General features: G+C 70.4%; 13 protein-coding genes. 4 read left to right on the forward strand and 9 right to left on the reverse strand.

The annotated features are described in order from the left end of the window. Window positions 1-26 precede the first annotated feature (26 nt). The 5 genes from KUA19_RS06185 to KUA19_RS06205 all read right to left on the reverse strand — a co-directional run bounded on the left by KUA19_RS06185 (window position 27) and on the right by KUA19_RS06205 (window position 7284). The gene (locus KUA19_RS06185; protein ID WP_217395115.1) at window positions 27-1679 is read right to left on the reverse strand and encodes an FAD-dependent oxidoreductase; all 1653 of its coding nucleotides are present in this window, start codon (window positions 1677-1679) and stop codon (window positions 27-29) included. 140 nt (window positions 1680-1819) lie between these two features. After that, window positions 1820-2746 (reverse strand): inositol monophosphatase family protein, encoded by a 927-nt coding sequence (locus KUA19_RS06190; RefSeq protein ID WP_217395116.1) that lies wholly within the window; start codon window positions 2744-2746, stop codon window positions 1820-1822. A gap of 22 nt (window positions 2747-2768) precedes the next feature. Beyond that, a complete protein-coding gene (locus KUA19_RS06195; protein WP_217395117.1) occupies window positions 2769-3371 on the reverse strand; it encodes a hypothetical protein in 603 nt (200 codons plus the stop codon). 1012 nt (window positions 3372-4383) lie between these two features. After that, the gene (locus KUA19_RS06200) at window positions 4384-5826 is read right to left on the reverse strand and encodes a M1 family metallopeptidase (protein ID WP_217395118.1); all 1443 of its coding nucleotides are present in this window, start codon (window positions 5824-5826) and stop codon (window positions 4384-4386) included. A gap of 306 nt (window positions 5827-6132) precedes the next feature. Next, window positions 6133-7284, reverse strand: coding sequence for a GuaB3 family IMP dehydrogenase-related protein (locus KUA19_RS06205; protein WP_217395119.1), 1152 nt, complete (start codon window positions 7282-7284; stop codon window positions 6133-6135). 275 nt (window positions 7285-7559) lie between these two features. Here KUA19_RS06205 and KUA19_RS06210 point away from each other — a divergent pair, with 275 nt between their 5' ends. Then, complete coding sequence (locus KUA19_RS06210) at window positions 7560-7937, forward strand: DUF5319 domain-containing protein (protein ID WP_217395120.1); 378 nt, start codon at window positions 7560-7562, stop codon at window positions 7935-7937. 76 nt (window positions 7938-8013) lie between these two features. Here KUA19_RS06210 and KUA19_RS06215 read toward each other — a convergent pair whose 3' ends face one another. Continuing rightward, complete coding sequence (locus tag KUA19_RS06215) at window positions 8014-8784, reverse strand: helix-turn-helix transcriptional regulator (RefSeq protein WP_217395121.1); 771 nt, start codon at window positions 8782-8784, stop codon at window positions 8014-8016. A gap of 201 nt (window positions 8785-8985) precedes the next feature. Here KUA19_RS06215 and KUA19_RS06220 point away from each other — a divergent pair, with 201 nt between their 5' ends. Next, window positions 8986-9357: a WhiB family transcriptional regulator gene (locus KUA19_RS06220; RefSeq protein ID WP_217395122.1), complete on the forward strand. Its 372-nt coding sequence runs from the start codon at window positions 8986-8988 to the stop codon at window positions 9355-9357. Here KUA19_RS06220 and KUA19_RS06225 read toward each other — a convergent pair. From KUA19_RS06225 to groES, 3 genes are all read right to left on the reverse strand, one after another. Beyond that, window positions 9338-10849, reverse strand: a complete 1512-nt coding sequence (locus KUA19_RS06225; protein ID WP_217395372.1) for a molybdopterin-dependent oxidoreductase — start codon at window positions 10847-10849, stop codon at window positions 9338-9340. The two genes, KUA19_RS06220 and KUA19_RS06225, sit on opposite strands and share 20 nt — an antisense overlap. A 206-nt stretch (window positions 10850-11055) precedes the next feature. Then, window positions 11056-12693 (reverse strand): chaperonin GroEL, encoded by a 1638-nt coding sequence (groL, locus tag KUA19_RS06230; protein ID WP_217395123.1) that lies wholly within the window; start codon window positions 12691-12693, stop codon window positions 11056-11058. A gap of 65 nt (window positions 12694-12758) precedes the next feature. Further along, a complete protein-coding gene (groES, locus tag KUA19_RS06235; RefSeq protein ID WP_428835559.1) occupies window positions 12759-13067 on the reverse strand; it encodes a co-chaperone GroES in 309 nt (102 codons plus the stop codon). Between the two features lie 387 nt (window positions 13068-13454). Between groES and KUA19_RS06240 the strand changes: the two genes are divergently transcribed. Both KUA19_RS06240 and KUA19_RS06245 read left to right on the forward strand, forming a co-directional pair. Further along, complete coding sequence (locus tag KUA19_RS06240) at window positions 13455-14309, forward strand: SMP-30/gluconolactonase/LRE family protein (protein WP_217395124.1); 855 nt, start codon at window positions 13455-13457, stop codon at window positions 14307-14309. 3 nt (window positions 14310-14312) lie between these two features. After that, the gene (locus KUA19_RS06245) at window positions 14313-15521 is read left to right on the forward strand and encodes a class I SAM-dependent methyltransferase (protein ID WP_217395125.1); all 1209 of its coding nucleotides are present in this window, start codon (window positions 14313-14315) and stop codon (window positions 15519-15521) included. Window positions 15522-15524 lie beyond the last annotated feature (3 nt).

Raw genomic sequence — 15524 nt, forward strand, 5'->3', positions numbered from 1 at the left:
GGTCGGGCGTACGCGTCGCCTTCGGGTCACGCGGCGGTAATTTTTCGGTACGGTTCGCCCGGCGCGGGCCGCCGGTCGGCCTCGCCCTTCGCGGGCCACGCCGCCATCGCCCGCTCCGCCTGCGCGGTGATCGTCAGCGACGGGTTCACCCCGAGGTTCGCGCAGACCGCGGCGCCGTCGACGACGTGCAGGCCCGGATGCCCGAAGACGCGGTGGTACGGGTCCACGACGCCGCTGTCCGCGTCCGCGCCGATGACCGCCCCGCCCAGGATGTGCGCGGTCAGCGGGATGTCCAGCACCTCCGGCAGCGCCCCACCCGGCAACCCGCCGATCTCCTCGGCCAGCAGCCGCACCGCCTCGTTGCCCGCCGGGATCCAGGTCGGGTTCGCCGCCCCGTGGCCCAGCGTCGAGCGCAGCCCGCCCCGGCGCCAGCGCACCGTGAGCGAGTTGTCCAGCGACTGCATCACCAGCGCGATGATGGTCCGGTCCGACCAGCCGCGCACCGACATCGCCCGCAGGTACGGCAGCGGCCAGCGGAACATCTCCCGCAGCCAGCGCCGCCCCCGCCCCGGGCCGCCGTCGGTCAGCGCCGACTGCAGCAGCCCCATCGCGTTCGAGCCCCGGCCGTAGCGCACCGGCTCGATGTGGGTCCGCCCGTCCGGGTGGAACGAGCTGGTGATCGCGACACCCTCGGTGAAGCGCGGCTTTCGCTTGCGCGCGTCGCCGGGCAGCATCGTCGCGCCCACCAGCGACTCCGAGTTGGTGCGGGTCAGCGCACCCAGCCGCCCCGACAGCCGGGGCAGGATGCCCCGCTCCTTCATCGCGTGCAGCAGCCGCTGGGTACCGAGCGCACCCGCCGCGAACACCACCTGGTCCGCCTCGATCACCGCGTCCGCGGGCGAGCGCCGCCGCTTGGCCAGCAGCGCGCCGGTCCGCGCCGTCTCGACCGTGTAGCCCCCGCCCTCGCGCGGCCGCACCGCGGTGACGGTGGTCAGCGGGAACACCACCGCCCCGGCCTTCTCGGCCAGCCACAGATAGTTCTTGACCAGTGTGTTCTTGGCGTTGTGGCGGCAGCCGGTCATGCACTCGCCGCAGTGCAGGCAGCCCGCCCGCGCCGGGCCCTCGCCACCGAAGTACGGGTCCGGCACGGTCGCGCCGGGCATGCCCAGGAACACCCCGACCGGGGTGGCGTGGAACGTGTCACCGACGCCCATCCGCTCGGCCACCTTGCGGAACGCCTCGTCGGCGGGGGTGGTGCGGTCGTACGTGGTCACCCCGAGCATCCGCTCGGCGGTGTCGTAGTACGGGGCCAGCTCGGTCTTCCAGTCGGTGATGTCGCGCCACTGCGGGTCGGCGTAGAAGTCCGGCAGCGGGCGGTAGAGCGTGTTGGCGTACACCAGCGAACCGCCACCGACCCCGGCGCCCGACAGCACCAGCACGCCCGCGCCGCGCTCGCCCTTGTCCGGCCGCAGCAGGGTGATCCGCTGGATGCCGTAGCAGCCCAGCGCGGGCGCCCACAGGAACTTGCGCACGCGCCAGCTGGTCTTGGGAAAGTCCCGGTCGGCGAAGCGGCGACCCGCCTCCAGCACCGCGACCGAGTACCCCTTCTCGGCGAGCCGAAGCGCGGCCACACTCCCGCCGAACCCCGACCCGATCACCACCACGTCGTAGCGAGCCATGCGCAGGATTATTACCCGCCAGTAAGTCACGCGCCAGGGGTCCGTCGCGCCGCGGGCCGGGCAGTTTCGGGGAAAGTGCAGGAATCATGGCCCGCTTTCGTGCGCTTTCCCCGAAACTGCAGCCTCGTTTGGGCCCCAGGTCAGTGTTCGAGGCGGTCGACGAGAGCTTCGGCGAGGTCGAGGGTGCCGGTGGCGATGAACTTCCTGCGCTGCGTCATGGCGGCGGCAATGCCGTCAAGCGAGTCGAATCCGAAGTCCAGCGGCAATTCGCGCCCGTCCAAGCCGACGACCACACCACCCGCCGCTGCGAGCACGTACTGCCCAGGCGCGAGATCCCACACGGCGAAGCCTTTGGCGAACTCGATCATCGCATCGGTGAACCCTGCCGCGACGTGGCAGAGGCCGATCGAGCCGAAGTCGACTCCCAGGCGACCCCGCGCTTGACCGGCATCATCAGCCGCCCCGAGCGCCTCTATCAACCGGGTCTGCTTCGCCAGCGGCACGAACCGTTCCGTGGGCCGCATCAGAAAGTTCGTGATAAGTGCGTCTGACAGTCGGCGGGGCTGCGGGGAGCGCAGCGGATGGACCTGTCCATCCGCTGTCGTCAGGACAGCGCGGTCGCTTCCCGTGCCGTCACGTGCGGCCACATAGAGCTGGACATGGTGGAAGATGTCGCCCACCACAGCGACGACCGGCCGAGCCAGTGACCGCGAGTAGATCATCAGATGCGTGTAGCCGTTCAGTCCCCGAACCGCCAGCTCGCTGGTGTCCAGCGGGTCGACGAGGACACACAGGTCAGGATCGGGATCATCGCCGATGACCTGCGGTTCGGCCTCCTCGGAGGCGTACACGAATCGCCTGAGCAGCGGCGTCAGCAACTCCCGGTAACGGCTGTGCATCCACAGGTCGTGCCGAGAGAGGAAGTTGCCCGCGTGACGGGCGTTGCGCCGTTCGCCGCGGTCACCGGAGACGGCGGCCTCGATCAGTTTCGGCCGGATCTCCGCCATGATCGTGCGGACCAGGTCCGCCGCGCCATTTGCCATGTCGGTCAGCTGAAGGTCATGCACGGTGGTCGCCTCCGGGTGTGGGTCAGCGCAGCTCCATTGGCGGTTCGATACCCGGTGGGCTCATCGTCGCCGCGATGAAGACGGCGGCGAAGCCTGCGGCCCTCATGATGCTCGCGCCCGTGAGGTCATCGAAGTCGGCGACCGCCAGGTCGTTGTCCTTGGTCATGGCCCCGAACACCGCGAAGTACAGTCGTGCCTCCGGGTACCGCGATCTCAGCTCCTGCGCGAGATATCCGACGACGTCGGCATGCTTGACCTCGAAGTCGCAGATGACGATCGTGGGCGCCGCGCCCGCCTCGGGAAAGAAGGACTGACCGTCCAGCGCGATGTCGTCGCGCACCTTGTTGCACTTCAGATAGCCGATCGGACAACGGGAGAACTGTCCCGAGGCCAGGAAGGTCGCCATGACCAACCCCGCCTCGTTCACTCCGAAACAGATGTCCACGTCAAGACGGTGACCGTGGTTCTTGATCTGCCGCGCCAACCGCTCGATCCCGTAGCCGAACGTCTCCCAATCCAGGTCAAGCAACTGACCGGGCTGTGGGTTGGGCAGTGAGAACGGCCGGATGACGGGGTTGCCGTCGCCGAGGACCGGCACGGTGAGCGCGAAGTCCGGCCCGGCCATCTCTGTTCCGCCGACGACATACGCGCCTCGCGGCGGCGAGGCTGGCCAAGTAGCCTGTCGGCCTCATGTCTGCGCTGAGCGGGCACGCGCCTGAGCCCCAGCTGATCTTCTGGCGCAAGCCGCTCATAGGCCTCCGCAACGAGATCTCCCGGAGAGAGATCCTCCTCGGCAACCCCCAACGGGCCACGGCCGTACGCCATGGCCAGGATCAGCAGGCTCGCCAGCGGTGGAGCCGACCCGGCACCTCGACCGCGCGCCCACGTCTCCCAAGCTTTGATCGTGGTCCCACCGAGGCTGGTCTGATGGTCGGTGACCTCGTTGTACCTCGCCGCCGCCTGATCCTGGGAGAGTCCTGCCGCGTACCGATAGGCCTGGAGACTGGGAACGTCGCGGTGACGATTCATCAGCTCGGTCGCGGCCAGCTTCACCGATCCCAGGTCCTGCCACAGTCGGCGCCCTTCCTGCGCGAGTTGCCGACCTCGTGTCTGTGGACTCTCCGCTCGCCTCGTGGCGACCGCCATCGTCCTCCCCCCGTCCGCATGATCCGTGTGCACCGATATCGATGCCACCCGACATTACCCATTCGAATGGGCAAAGAGTGGGACGCGACCGTCACGCTCGGAAAACGCCGCCCTTGGATCCGTGTGTCCTCGCTCCGACCAGCAGGTGTGCGCCACGCCGGGTGGCTGGCATGGTCATACCGAGCCGAAGGGGGAACAGGTGCGGACGGACACGCCCATCGCCGAACGGGAGTTTCGCGAATATGCCGAGGCGCAGGCCGCCTACGGGCGGCGCCTGCTCCAGGCCCATCGGCGCGACGGTGTCGGGTGCTGCCGACACTGCGGCCGACCTCACCCCTGCGACGAGCGGGTACGAGGAGGACGGTTGATCGTGCAATTCGAGGACTGGTTCGGTCACGAACCTGCACTCGTACGCCCATATCTGGGCCGCTGAACGCGGGCGCGTGCGTGCCCATGGCTCGCAACCGAGCACGCACGCGCCCGTCTTTCGCTCACTGCTCCGGGCGCTTGGCCTGGAAGAGCCAGGCGTCGAAGAAGGCGTCGAGATCCTGGCCGCTGATGCGTTCGGCCATCGCGATGAACTGCTCGGTGGTGACGTTGCGGTCCTTGTTCTCCGAGGTCCAGGTCTTGAGGATGGTGAAGAACTTCTCGTCGCCGACCTTCTTGCGCAGCGCGTGCAGGGTCATGCCGCCGCGCTGGTAGACGCTGCCGGAGAAGAGATTCTCCTTGCCGGGCTCGCCGGGGGCGACGCGCCAGATCTGGTTGCCGGTGTCCTCGTACCGCCGGTCGAACTCGTCCTGGATCGTCGTCTCGCCGATGTGCTCGCCCCACATCCACTGGGCGTACGTCGCGAAGCCCTCGTTGAGCCAGATGTTGCGCCAGGTGTCGACCGACACGCTGTCGCCGAACCACTGGTGCGCCAGTTCGTGCGCGACGACCACGGTGTTCTGTCCGCGACTCCAGAACGCGTCGGAGTAGACCGGCCGGGTCTGGGTCTCCAGCGCGTAGCCGACCCGGTCGTCGTGGATGACGATGCCGCCGTAGGCGTCGAACGGATACGGCCCGAAGCTCTGCTCCAGAAAGTCGATGATCTCCGGGGTACGCGCCACCGCGGTGTCGACGTTCCCCCGCGGAATGCTCTGGGACACGGCCGTCAGCACCGGCTTGCCCTTGTGCTCGCTCTGCGCCACCCGGTACTTGCCGATCACGAACATGGACAGGTACGACGCCATCGGCGAGGTGACCTGCCAGTTCCAGGTGGTCCAGCCCGCGTCGTCCTGCTTGCCGCGCAGGATGCCGTTGCTCAGCGCCGACAGCCCCTTCGGCACCGTCAGCGCGATCGTGTACGTGGCCTTGTCACGCGGGTGGTCGTTGACGGGGTACCAGGTCGTGGCCGACTCCGGCTCGCCGATGACGAAGGCGCCGTCGCTGGTGGAGAGCACGCCGGTGGCGCCCAGTTCGGGGCCGGTGATCGGGGTGGGGACGCCGCCGTAGGTGACCACGGTGACGAACTTCTGCCCGGTCGGGATCGCCGCGGGCACCGAGATGATCAGCTCGTCCTGTTTGCGGGCCGTGGTGGCGGCCTTGCCGTCCACGGTGACCTGCTCGACAGAGAGCCCGTGCAGGTCGAGGTGGTAGCGGGTGAGCACCTCGGTGGCGGTCGCGGTCACGGTGGCGACGCCGGTGAGGCGGTCGCTGGCCGGGTCGTACTTGACCTTGAGGTCGTACGAGTCGACGTCGTAGCCGCTGTTGCCGTAGCCCGGGTAGTAGGGGTCACCGGCGCTGCCCAGGTCGGCCGCTGCCGCCGGGGCGGCCGAAGGCTCGGGGAAGCCGCCGGTCGGGCCGGTGAACAGCGGTTCCTTGGTCGCCGTGCAACCCGCGGCGAGCAGTACGGCCGCTCCCGTGGCGACGGCGATCCCGGCGCGCTTGGTCATGAGCCCCTCCCAGTGTCACGACTTACCCAGACTCTATGACCTCCTGGCCACGACCTGCGTTGCCACCGCAAAGGTCACGACTCGGCACCGCCCCGACCCCCTTGGCGCGCGCCCGGACGGGCGGACGACGAAGATCGCCGCCGGCGGCCGGAACCCGCTCCTGGGCAGCACATTCCGACCGCGAGCTGCGATCTTCCTCCTGGGCTCACGCGAAAGATCGCCGTCTCCGGTCCGATGCGCGCTGTGGGCGCAGACCTTGGCCGGAGACAGCGATCTTGGAGCCGAGCTGCGGCGCCCAGCCGACCGTCAGGGCCGGTCGAGCATCAGGCCGACCTTCTGGAACTCCTTGAGGTCGCGGTAGCCGCACTTGGCCATGGCCCGCTTGAGACCGCCGAACAGGTTGAGCAGGCCGTCGGGGTCGGTCGCGGGCCCGAACAGCACCTCCTCCAGGGTGCCCATCGGCTCGGCGGTGAAGCCGATCGAGCCGCGCGGCAGCTTCGGGTGGCTGGCCGACGGGTGCCACCACAGGCCGCCACCGGGCGCGCCCTCGGCCAGCGACAGCGGCGCGCCGAGCATGACCGCGTCGGCGCCGCAGCCCAGGGCCTTGGCGATGTCGCCGGAGGTGTGCAGGTCACCGTCGGCGATGAGGTGGACGTACCGGCCGCCGGTCTCGTCGAGGTAGTCGCGGCGGGCCGCGGCGGCGTCGGCGATCGCGGTGGCCATCGGCACCCGGATGCCGAGCACGGTGTCGGTGGTGGACAGGTGGTCGGCACCGATGCCGACGATGACCCCGGCCGCGCCGGTACGCATCAGGTGCAGCGCGGTCTGGTAGTTGGTGCAGCCGCCGACGATGACCGGCAGGTCCAGGTCGGCGATGAACTCCTTCAGGTTCAGCGGCTCGTCCACGGTCGACACGTGCTCGGCCGAGACGATGGTGCCCTGGATGACCAGCAGGTCCACGCCGGAGTCCAGGATGACCGGAGCGAGCGCGAGGGTGTGCTGCGGCGACACCCGTACCGCGACGGTGACGCCGCCGCCGGACTTGGCGGCCAGGTCACGCATCTCGCGGACCCGCTCGGCGATCAGCTCCGGCTTGATCGGCTCGGCGGCGTACAGCTGCTGCAGCCGACCGGTCATGTTGTCGTCGTCGCCCTCACGCGCGGCGTGCGCGAGCTCGGCCAGCAGCTTGCTCGGGTCCTCGTAGCGGGTCCACAGACCCTCGACGTTGAGGATGCCCAGGCCGCCGAGCCTACCCAGCGCGACCGCGTTGGCCGGGCTCATGGTGGCGTCGGACGGGTGCGCCACGCACGGGATGCCGAAGCGGTATGCGTCGAGCTGCCAGTTCGTCGAGACGTCGTCCACGTCCCGGGTGCGGCGTGTCGGCACGATGGCGATGTCATCGAGGTGGTAGCCGCGCTGCGCGGTCTTGCCCAGGCCGATCTCGACGATGTCTCGCACGGGTATCTCCTCCGCGGTCCAGTTGAACAAACGCTACCGCGAGGCCGGTTCGCCGGGCACGAGCAGGACGGTCGTCGCCGGTGCGGCCTGGTGGAGTCTCGCGGGCACATCCCCGTTCCCCGGCGGCTCGCCCTGAAACGGGCAATCGCGGGGCAACGGGACGTGATGCATGCTACCGGTGAGCTGACCTGCGCCGGACCAGCCGGTACGGGCTGTCGGGAAGCGGGCCTGTGTCTGCGCCCCCACTGCCGCGTGCGGGAGACTAACGTGAAGGGGTGCACGACGAGCCCATTGATCCGTTCCACGGCGACCCGGCCGACCCCACCGCGGGTCTGGACGACCCCGAGGGTGACGCGTACGGCGAACTCTCGACGCAGGAACGCGCCGACCTCCTGGCCGACCTGGCCGAACTGGAGGTCTACCAGGTGCTGCTGTCCCCGAAGGGCATTCGGGGGCTCGTCGTCGACTGTGAGGACTGCCGCGAACCGCACTACTTCGACTGGGACCTGCTGCGGGGCAACCTGCGGCACCTGCTCGACTCGGGCCGACCGCGAGTGCACGAGCCCGCCTACGATCCCGACCCCGACCACTATGTGACCTGGGAGTACGCGCGCGGCTACGCCGACGCGGTGGACGACATGGTCGAAGACTGAGCCGAAAGTCGAGATTTTCCACCCGCCGGCCGGGTTTAGACGGGGAGGCGGCGGGTAGCGCACCGGGGTGGAGTCCCTAGAACACCAGTCCGGCCCGGAAGCCAGCGGCGACCGCGTGGGCGCGGTCGCGCGCGCCCAGCTTGCGGAACAGCCGGCGGGCGTGGGTCTTCACGGTGTCCTCGGAGACGAACAGGTCGCGGCCGATCTCGGCGTTGCTCTGACCGTCTGCCATACCCCGCAGGACCTGCAGTTCGCGCTCGGTCAGCGTGACCGAGCGGGCCGGGCGCATCGGCTGGCCGACCTGCTCGCCGGGCAGATCGCCACGCTGGGCGGGCACGACCGCGGCCGCGGATGTGCCGCCCTGGCGGCCGGGATAGGGGTTCGCCACCCCCGGACCGGCGGGCAGCGGTCGACCCGCCTGTCTGGCGGCACCCGCCATCACCCCGGCGACGGCGGGACGCACCGCCTCGGTACGCGCGGCCGGTCTGCTGACCAGCAGCAACGCCTTGGCGGCGGTGCTGACCGGATCCGGATCGGTGCCGCCGATCAGCCCCCGGGCCCCGGCCCGGATGGCTGCCTGCGCGGCGGCCGGCTCCTCCGGGCCGAACAGCACCAGCTGCGCGTGCGGCACGGCGGCGAGCACCTTGCGGGTGAAGCCGACGGTGTCCGGGCGAGTGAGCGCGGTGTCGGCCAGCACGATCCCGGCCGGGAACGTGGCCAACTGCGCTATCGCCTCGACGGCGTTGGTCGCGGTACGCACCCCTGCGGCAATCCCCAGCCGCTCGGCACAGGTCGCGATCGTGGCCGCAGCCGTGGTGGTGCGGACGCAAACGAGGACGGTCTGCACGGTGATCCCCCTCTCTCCTGCGAAGAAGACCACGAGACACCCAGATCATTACGCACTTTCCGGGGATTCCGTCGAAAACTCAGTCCAGCTCTACCTGATCATCCACTCGATGGCGACAAGCGGACGTACGAGGAGTAACGTGCTGACGTTGTCCCAAATCTCTTCGCTTGTCCTCAAGCCTCCCATCCCCTAGGAGGTCAGATGGCCCACTTCCGCAGACTCCCCGGTCCGATAGCCGACGTTTGGGACTGGCAGCATCACGGAGCGTGTAGAGGACGTGACAGCCTGCAGTTCTTCCACCCCGATGGTGAGCGGGGCTCATCTAGGGGCCGCCGGGAGACCGCCGCGAAGAAGGTGTGCGGCTCCTGCCCTGTACGCGCCGAGTGCGCCGCCCACGCCTTGACCACCCGCGAGCCGTACGGCGTGTGGGGTGGTTTCACCGAGCACGAGCGGCACCGCCTGCTGCAGATCGGCTGGCGCGACGTCGTCGACCGCTGCGGTGCCCGCGTCGACGTCAAGCGGCTGGAGGCTCGACTGGAGCCCGAGCCCGAATTCAGCGCACCTGCACGCTGATCGTGTGCCAGCCCTGCGCACCGTCGGGGAACGGGTCGGCCCGGTCCTCGGGCTGCAGCGCCCCGGTCGAATCGGCGGCACGCACCGAGATGGTGTGACTGCCGGGCGTCGCCTTCCACGGCAGACTCCACTGGCGCCAGGTGTCGGGACCGACCGTTCCGGCCAGCGTGGCCGGTTCCCACGGACCCTCGTCCACCCGCACCTCGACCACCGACACCCCGCGGTGCTGCGCCCAGGCCACCCCGGCGATCATCGTGTCGCCGGGTGAGACCGTGCCGAACGCCTTGGGCGCGTCGATACGCGACTCGGTCTTGATCGGCCCCTGCGCGGCCCAGCCCTTGCGCACCCAGTACGCGTCGAAGTCGGCGAAGGAGCTCAGCTCCATCTCGGTGATCCATTTGCAGGCGCTGACGTAGCCGTACAGGCCGGGCACCACCATGCGGACCGGGAAGCCGTGGTCGACCGGCAGCGGCTCGCCGTTCATGGCGAAGGCGAGGATCGCGTCGCGACCGTCGCGCAGCACCGAGGTCGGGGTGCCGCAGGTCCAGCCGTCGACCGACCGGCTGACCACCTGGTCGGCCCCGTCGAGCGGGCCCGCCTCGTCCAGCAGGTCCTTGACCGGCACGCCGAGCCAGCGGGCGTTGCCGACCAGGTCGCCGCCGACCTCGTTGGAGACGCAGGTCAGCGTGACGTACCGCTCCACGGTCGGCCGGGCCAGCAACTCCCGCAGGGTCAGCTCCATCGGCCGGGCCACCCGCCCATGAATGCGCAGTCGCCACGAGTCCGGGTCGACTTGCGGCACGACCAGCGCGGTGTCGATGCGGTAGAAGACGTCGTTGCCGGTGACGTACGAGGACAGGCCCGAGACGGGCGGATCGACCGTCGCGGGCAGCGCCGGAGCCGGGCTGCCCGGTGTCGGCAGGGCGAGCTGCTCCCGGGCCGCCTGCACGTCGCGGCGCGACGACAAGGACCGGCCCAGGAACCCGGCGACCGCGGCACCACCCGCGCCGAGCAGCGCGAACCGCAGGAACCGGCGGCGGGCGGCGGGGGCGGCGGCGTCCGCCTCGGCGGTCTGCGCCGCGCCCAGCAGCCAGTGCAGCACCGCGATCGCGGCGGCGGAGCCGATCACGGTCGGCAGCAGCGCCAGCGGGCCCGCGTTGGGGCGGGTCACCGCCGCGGCCACGCCGACCAGGGCGAACAGGCCGATGCCCGCGACGCCCCAGCGGAAGTCGCGCCGCGCGAGCAGGCCCACCACGGCCGCGAAGGCGGCCAGTAGGAGCACGGTGCCGGTGAGCAGGGCGACTTTGTCGTACACCCCGAAGAGCTGGATCGCGACGTGCTTGACCGCCTCCGGGGTGGCGTCGATGACCGCCCCGCCCACCGCGATCAGCGGCGAGGTACGCGGCCCGGTGAACACCGCGACCAACTCCGCCACGCCCAGCGCCACCGCCGCCGAGACCAACCCCGCGGTCATCGCCCGCACCCGAGTCATCACGCCCCCAGTCTGCGCGCCGCGGCTCCCGATGAACATGACCGCAGGCATTACCGATCACTTACCGCTGATTCGTCGCCGCGGCCGGACCGGCTTGGTACATCAAGCCCCGGCTTGGCCGGAGAGTTAAGAAGGGCACCTTCTACATCGCAATGCGATAAGAAGGTGCCCTTCCTTACTCGTGGCCCGACGGAGTCGGGCCACGATCAGTGCGAGTGGCCGCCGTGGCCGTGCGAGTGACCGTGGCCGCCGTTGCCGGCGGGCTCGGCCTTGGCCGGCTTCTCGACCACCAGCGACTCGGTGGTCAGCAGCAGGCTGGCGATCGACGCCGCGTTGATCGCGGCGTTGCGGGTCACCTTCACCGGGTCGACGATGCCGGACTTGGCCAGGTCGACGTACTCGCCCTTGGCCGCGTCGAGGCCGTGGCCCCAGTCGCTGGACTGCACCTTCTGCACCACGACGTAGCCGTCGTGGCCGGCGTTCTGGGCGATCCAGCGCAGCGGCTCGACCAGCGCCTTGCGCACGATCGAGACACCGGTCTTCTCGTCACCGGTCAGGCCGAGGTCACCGTCGAGCACCGAGGTGATCTGAGCCAGCGCGGCACCGCCACCGGGGACGATGCCCTCCTCGACGGCGGCGCGGGTGGCGGAGATCGCGTCCTCGATGCGGTGCTTGCGCTCCTTCATCTCGACCTCGGTCGCGGCGCCGACCTTGACCACGGCGATGCCGCCGGAGAGCTTGGCCAGACGCTCGCCCAGCTTCTCCTTGTCCCAGTCGGAGTCCGAGGCCTCGATCTCCTTGCGGATCTGCCCGACGCGGGCGTCGACCTCGCTCTGCTTGCCGACACCGTCGATGACGGTGGTGGTGTCCTTGGTGATCACCACGCGGCGGGCCTGGCCCAGCACCTCGATGCCGACGGCGTCGAGCTTGTAGCCCAGCTCCGGCGCGACCAGCTCGCCACCGGTCAGGATGGCCAGGTCCTGCAGCATCGCCTTGCGGCGGTCGCCGAACCCGGGCGCCTTGACCGCGGCGACCTTGATGGTCTTGCGGATCGAGTTGACCACCAGGGTGCTCAGCGCCTGGCCGTCGACGTCCTCGGCCACGAGCAGCAGCGGCTTGCCGGTCTGCAGGACCTTCTCCAGCAGCGGCAGCAGCTCCTCGATCGAGGAGATCTTGCTGGTGGTGATCAGGATGTACGGGTCGTCCAGCACCGCCTCGCCCGACTCGGGGTCGGTGACGAAGTGGGGCGAGATGAAGCCCTTGTCGAACTGCATGCCCTCGGTGACGTCGAGCTCGGTGGTCATGGTCGAGCCCTCTTCGACGGTGATGACACCGTCGCGGCCGACCTTGTCCATCGCCTCGGCGATGAGCTCACCGATGGTGCGGTCCTGGGCGGAGATCGTGGCGACGTGCGCGATGTCGGACTTGTCCGCGATCGCGACAGCCTTGCCGAGCAGGGCGTCACTGATCTTGGTGACAGCCTGGTCGATGCCGCGCTTGAGACCGGCCGGGTTGGCACCGGCGGTCACGTTGCGCAGGCCCTCGCGCACCATCGCCTGGGCGAGCACGGTCGCGGTGGTGGTGCCGTCGCCGGCGACGTCGTTGGTCTTCGTCGCCACCTCCTTGACCAGCTGCGCGCCCAGGTTCTCGTACGGGTTGGACAGCTCGATCTCCTTGGCGATGGTCACACCATCGTTGGTGATCGTGGGCGCGCCGAACTTCTTGTCCAGCACCACGTTGCGGCCCTTGGGGCCCAGCGTGACCTTGACCGCGTCGGCGAGCGTGTTGACCCCGTGCTCCAGCAGGTGGCGGGCGTCGTCAGAGAAGCTGAGGATCTTAGGCATCTATCGTCTCCTTAACGTGACGATGCCCCGGCCACCCTCGCGGGCGAGCCGGGGCATCGCTGAGATCACTTCTCGACGACCGCGAGGACGTCGCGGGCGGAGAGCAGCAGGTACTCCTCGCCGGCGTACTTGACCTCGGTGCCGCCGTACTTCGAGTAGATGACCTTGTCACCCACCTTGACGTCGACCGGGATGCGGTTGCCCTTGTCGTCGACCCGGCCGGGGCCGACAGCGAGGACGGTGCCCTCCTGCGGCTTCTCCTTGGCCGTGTCGGGGATCACGAGGCCCGACGCGGTGGTGGTCTCAGCCTCGTTCGCCTGGACCAGGATCCGGTCCTCGAGCGGCTTGATCGCAACCTTCGTCGCGGTAGTCACGAGCATACCCTCCTGGGGTATAGCCCAGGTCTCGCACCACGAGACCCAGGTGTGTTTGTCTGCTGGGTTGTCACCGCCCCGTGGGTGGCGTCGTCGCGGGTGTCGCCACCGGCCGGGCGGTAGTGCATTAGCACTCTGGCAGCCAGGGTGCTAACTCGAACATTATGTCGCCGCTAGCACTCAGTCAAGGAGAGTGCTAGTCGCCACGTCGGCCAACTTACTCCGTCCCGCACGTGAACACCGGGATTCCCCGAATCCCGCGCGCCCCGGACCAGGGCGCGAGTTGCCCGGCAATCGTGGGAGTGACCGGCCAAGATACGCACGCTTGCCCGGCAACTTGGATGATCACCGACCGGGCGCGCGGGGCGGGTCGCGTAGGGTGCGGCCATGCACGCCGCTTACACCCTTCCCGGCGACGCGGTCTTCCCCGAGGGCATCACGACCGCACCCGACGGCACCTTCTACGTCGGCAGCAGCCGCGACGGCACGATCTACCGCGGCCGCCTGGACCACCCCGACACCGAGGTGTGGCTGCCCGCCGGGACCGACGGTCGCACCCGCGTGCTCGGGCTGACCGTGCACGCCCAGGCGCGACTGGTCGCCTGCGGCGGCGCCACCGGTCACCTGTACGTGTACGACCTGCAGACCGCGGCGCTGGTCGCCCAGCGGTCCGTGCCGTCGGAGAATCCGCTGCTCAACGACGTGTGGATCGTCGGCGACACCGCGTACGTCACCGACTCGCACACGCCGGTGGTGTGGCGGCTCGCACTGGGTGACAGCGACGCGACGACCGGCGAGTTCGAGGTGTTCGCCCGGGTCGAGGGCGCGGGCGAGCTGCCGTACCTCAACGGGGTCACCGCCACGCCGGACGGGAGTGCGCTGCTGGTCGGAGCGCAGGGCGACGACAGCCTGTGGCGCATCGACCTGGCCACGGCCGAGGCGACGCGGATCGAGGTGGGTGCGCCGTTCGGGCCCGACGGCATGCTGCTGCTCGGCGACGCCCTGTACGGGCTGGTCAACGAGGGGACCAGCCACGCCGACGTGGTGTTCTACCTGTCCGAGGTGTGCGTCGCCGCCGACGGTCGGTCGGGGGTGGAGGTGCGGCGCTGGCGCGCGGACGCCTTCGACGTGCCCACCACGCTGGCGTACGCGCGCGATCGGCTGCTGCTGGTCAACTCGCAACTGAACCGCGCCGAGGCCGGGGCACCGTTCCAGGTGATCTCGGTGCCGCTGCCAGAATAAGACGTGGATCTCGACCAGCTGGCGGCGCTGCGTACCCCCGAGGGTGAAGCGGCCCTGGCCGCCGCCGCGGCGCTGGCCGACACCGACTCGCTGGCCGCCGCGACCGCCCTGCGCTCGCGCGGCTTCGCCCCCGAACTGGCCAATGCGGCGCTGACCCAGGTCGCGCTGCGCCGCAAGGCGGCACCGAAGTTCGGCGCCGACGCCGACCGCGTCTTCCTCACCCGGGCCGGGCTGGAGCAGGCCACCCGCGAGATCGTCGCGGTGCGCCGGGCCGCGCGGCTGGCCGCGGCCGGGGTGTCGGCCCTGGCCGACCTGGGCTGCGGGCTCGGCGCCGACCTGCGCGCGGTGACGGCCGCGGGCATCCGGGGGTACGGCGTCGACGCCGACCCGGTGACCGCCGCCTGCGCCGCCCTCAACGCTCCCAACGCGACTGTGACCTGCGGCGATGCTCGCGACTTCGACCTGAGCGCGGTCGACGCCGCGTTCTGCGACCCGGCCCGGCGCAGCGGCGGGCGGCGCGTGTTCCGGCCCGAGGACTACTCGCCGCCCTGGGACTGGGTGGCGGCGCTGCCGCAGCGGGTGCCGCACACCGTGCTCAAGCTCGCGCCCGGCATCGACCAGGAACTGCTGCCGCCCGGCGCCGAACTGGAGCTGGTCTCCGTCGACGGCGACGTGGTCGAGGCCGCCGCCTGGTGCGGGCCGCTGGCCCGGGTGCCGCGCCGGGCCACGGTCCTGCGCGACGGCACCGCCCACGAGCTCACCGGCACCGGCGACGCCACCGCCCCGGTCGGCGAGATCGGCGCGTACGTCACCGACCCAGACGGCGCCGTCGTCCGCTCCCACCTGGTCGCCGAGTTCGCCGCCGCCCACGACGGCCGCCTGGCCGACCCGTCCATCGCGTACGTCTACACCGACACCCCTGTGACCTCACCCTTCGGCCGCTGCTTCGCCATCGACGAGGCCCTCCCGTTCTCGCTCAAACGCCTGCGCGCCACCCTCCGCGACCGCCAGGTGGGCCGCCTGGAGATCCTCAAACGCGGCTCCGCCCTCGACGTCGAACAGCTCCGCCGCGACCTGCGCCTCTCCGGCCCCAACCCCGCCTCCCTCCTTCTCACCCGCACCCCTACCGGCCCCCTGGCCCTCCTCACCCACCCGGTCCCAACGGACGGGCACGCGGGCGGGCGCGGACGGGGTTGGGCGGGGGCCGCGTAGCAT

This window comes from Catellatospora tritici (genome assembly GCF_019083965.1).
Taxonomy (GTDB): Bacteria; Actinomycetota; Actinomycetes; order Mycobacteriales; family Micromonosporaceae; genus Catellatospora; species Catellatospora tritici.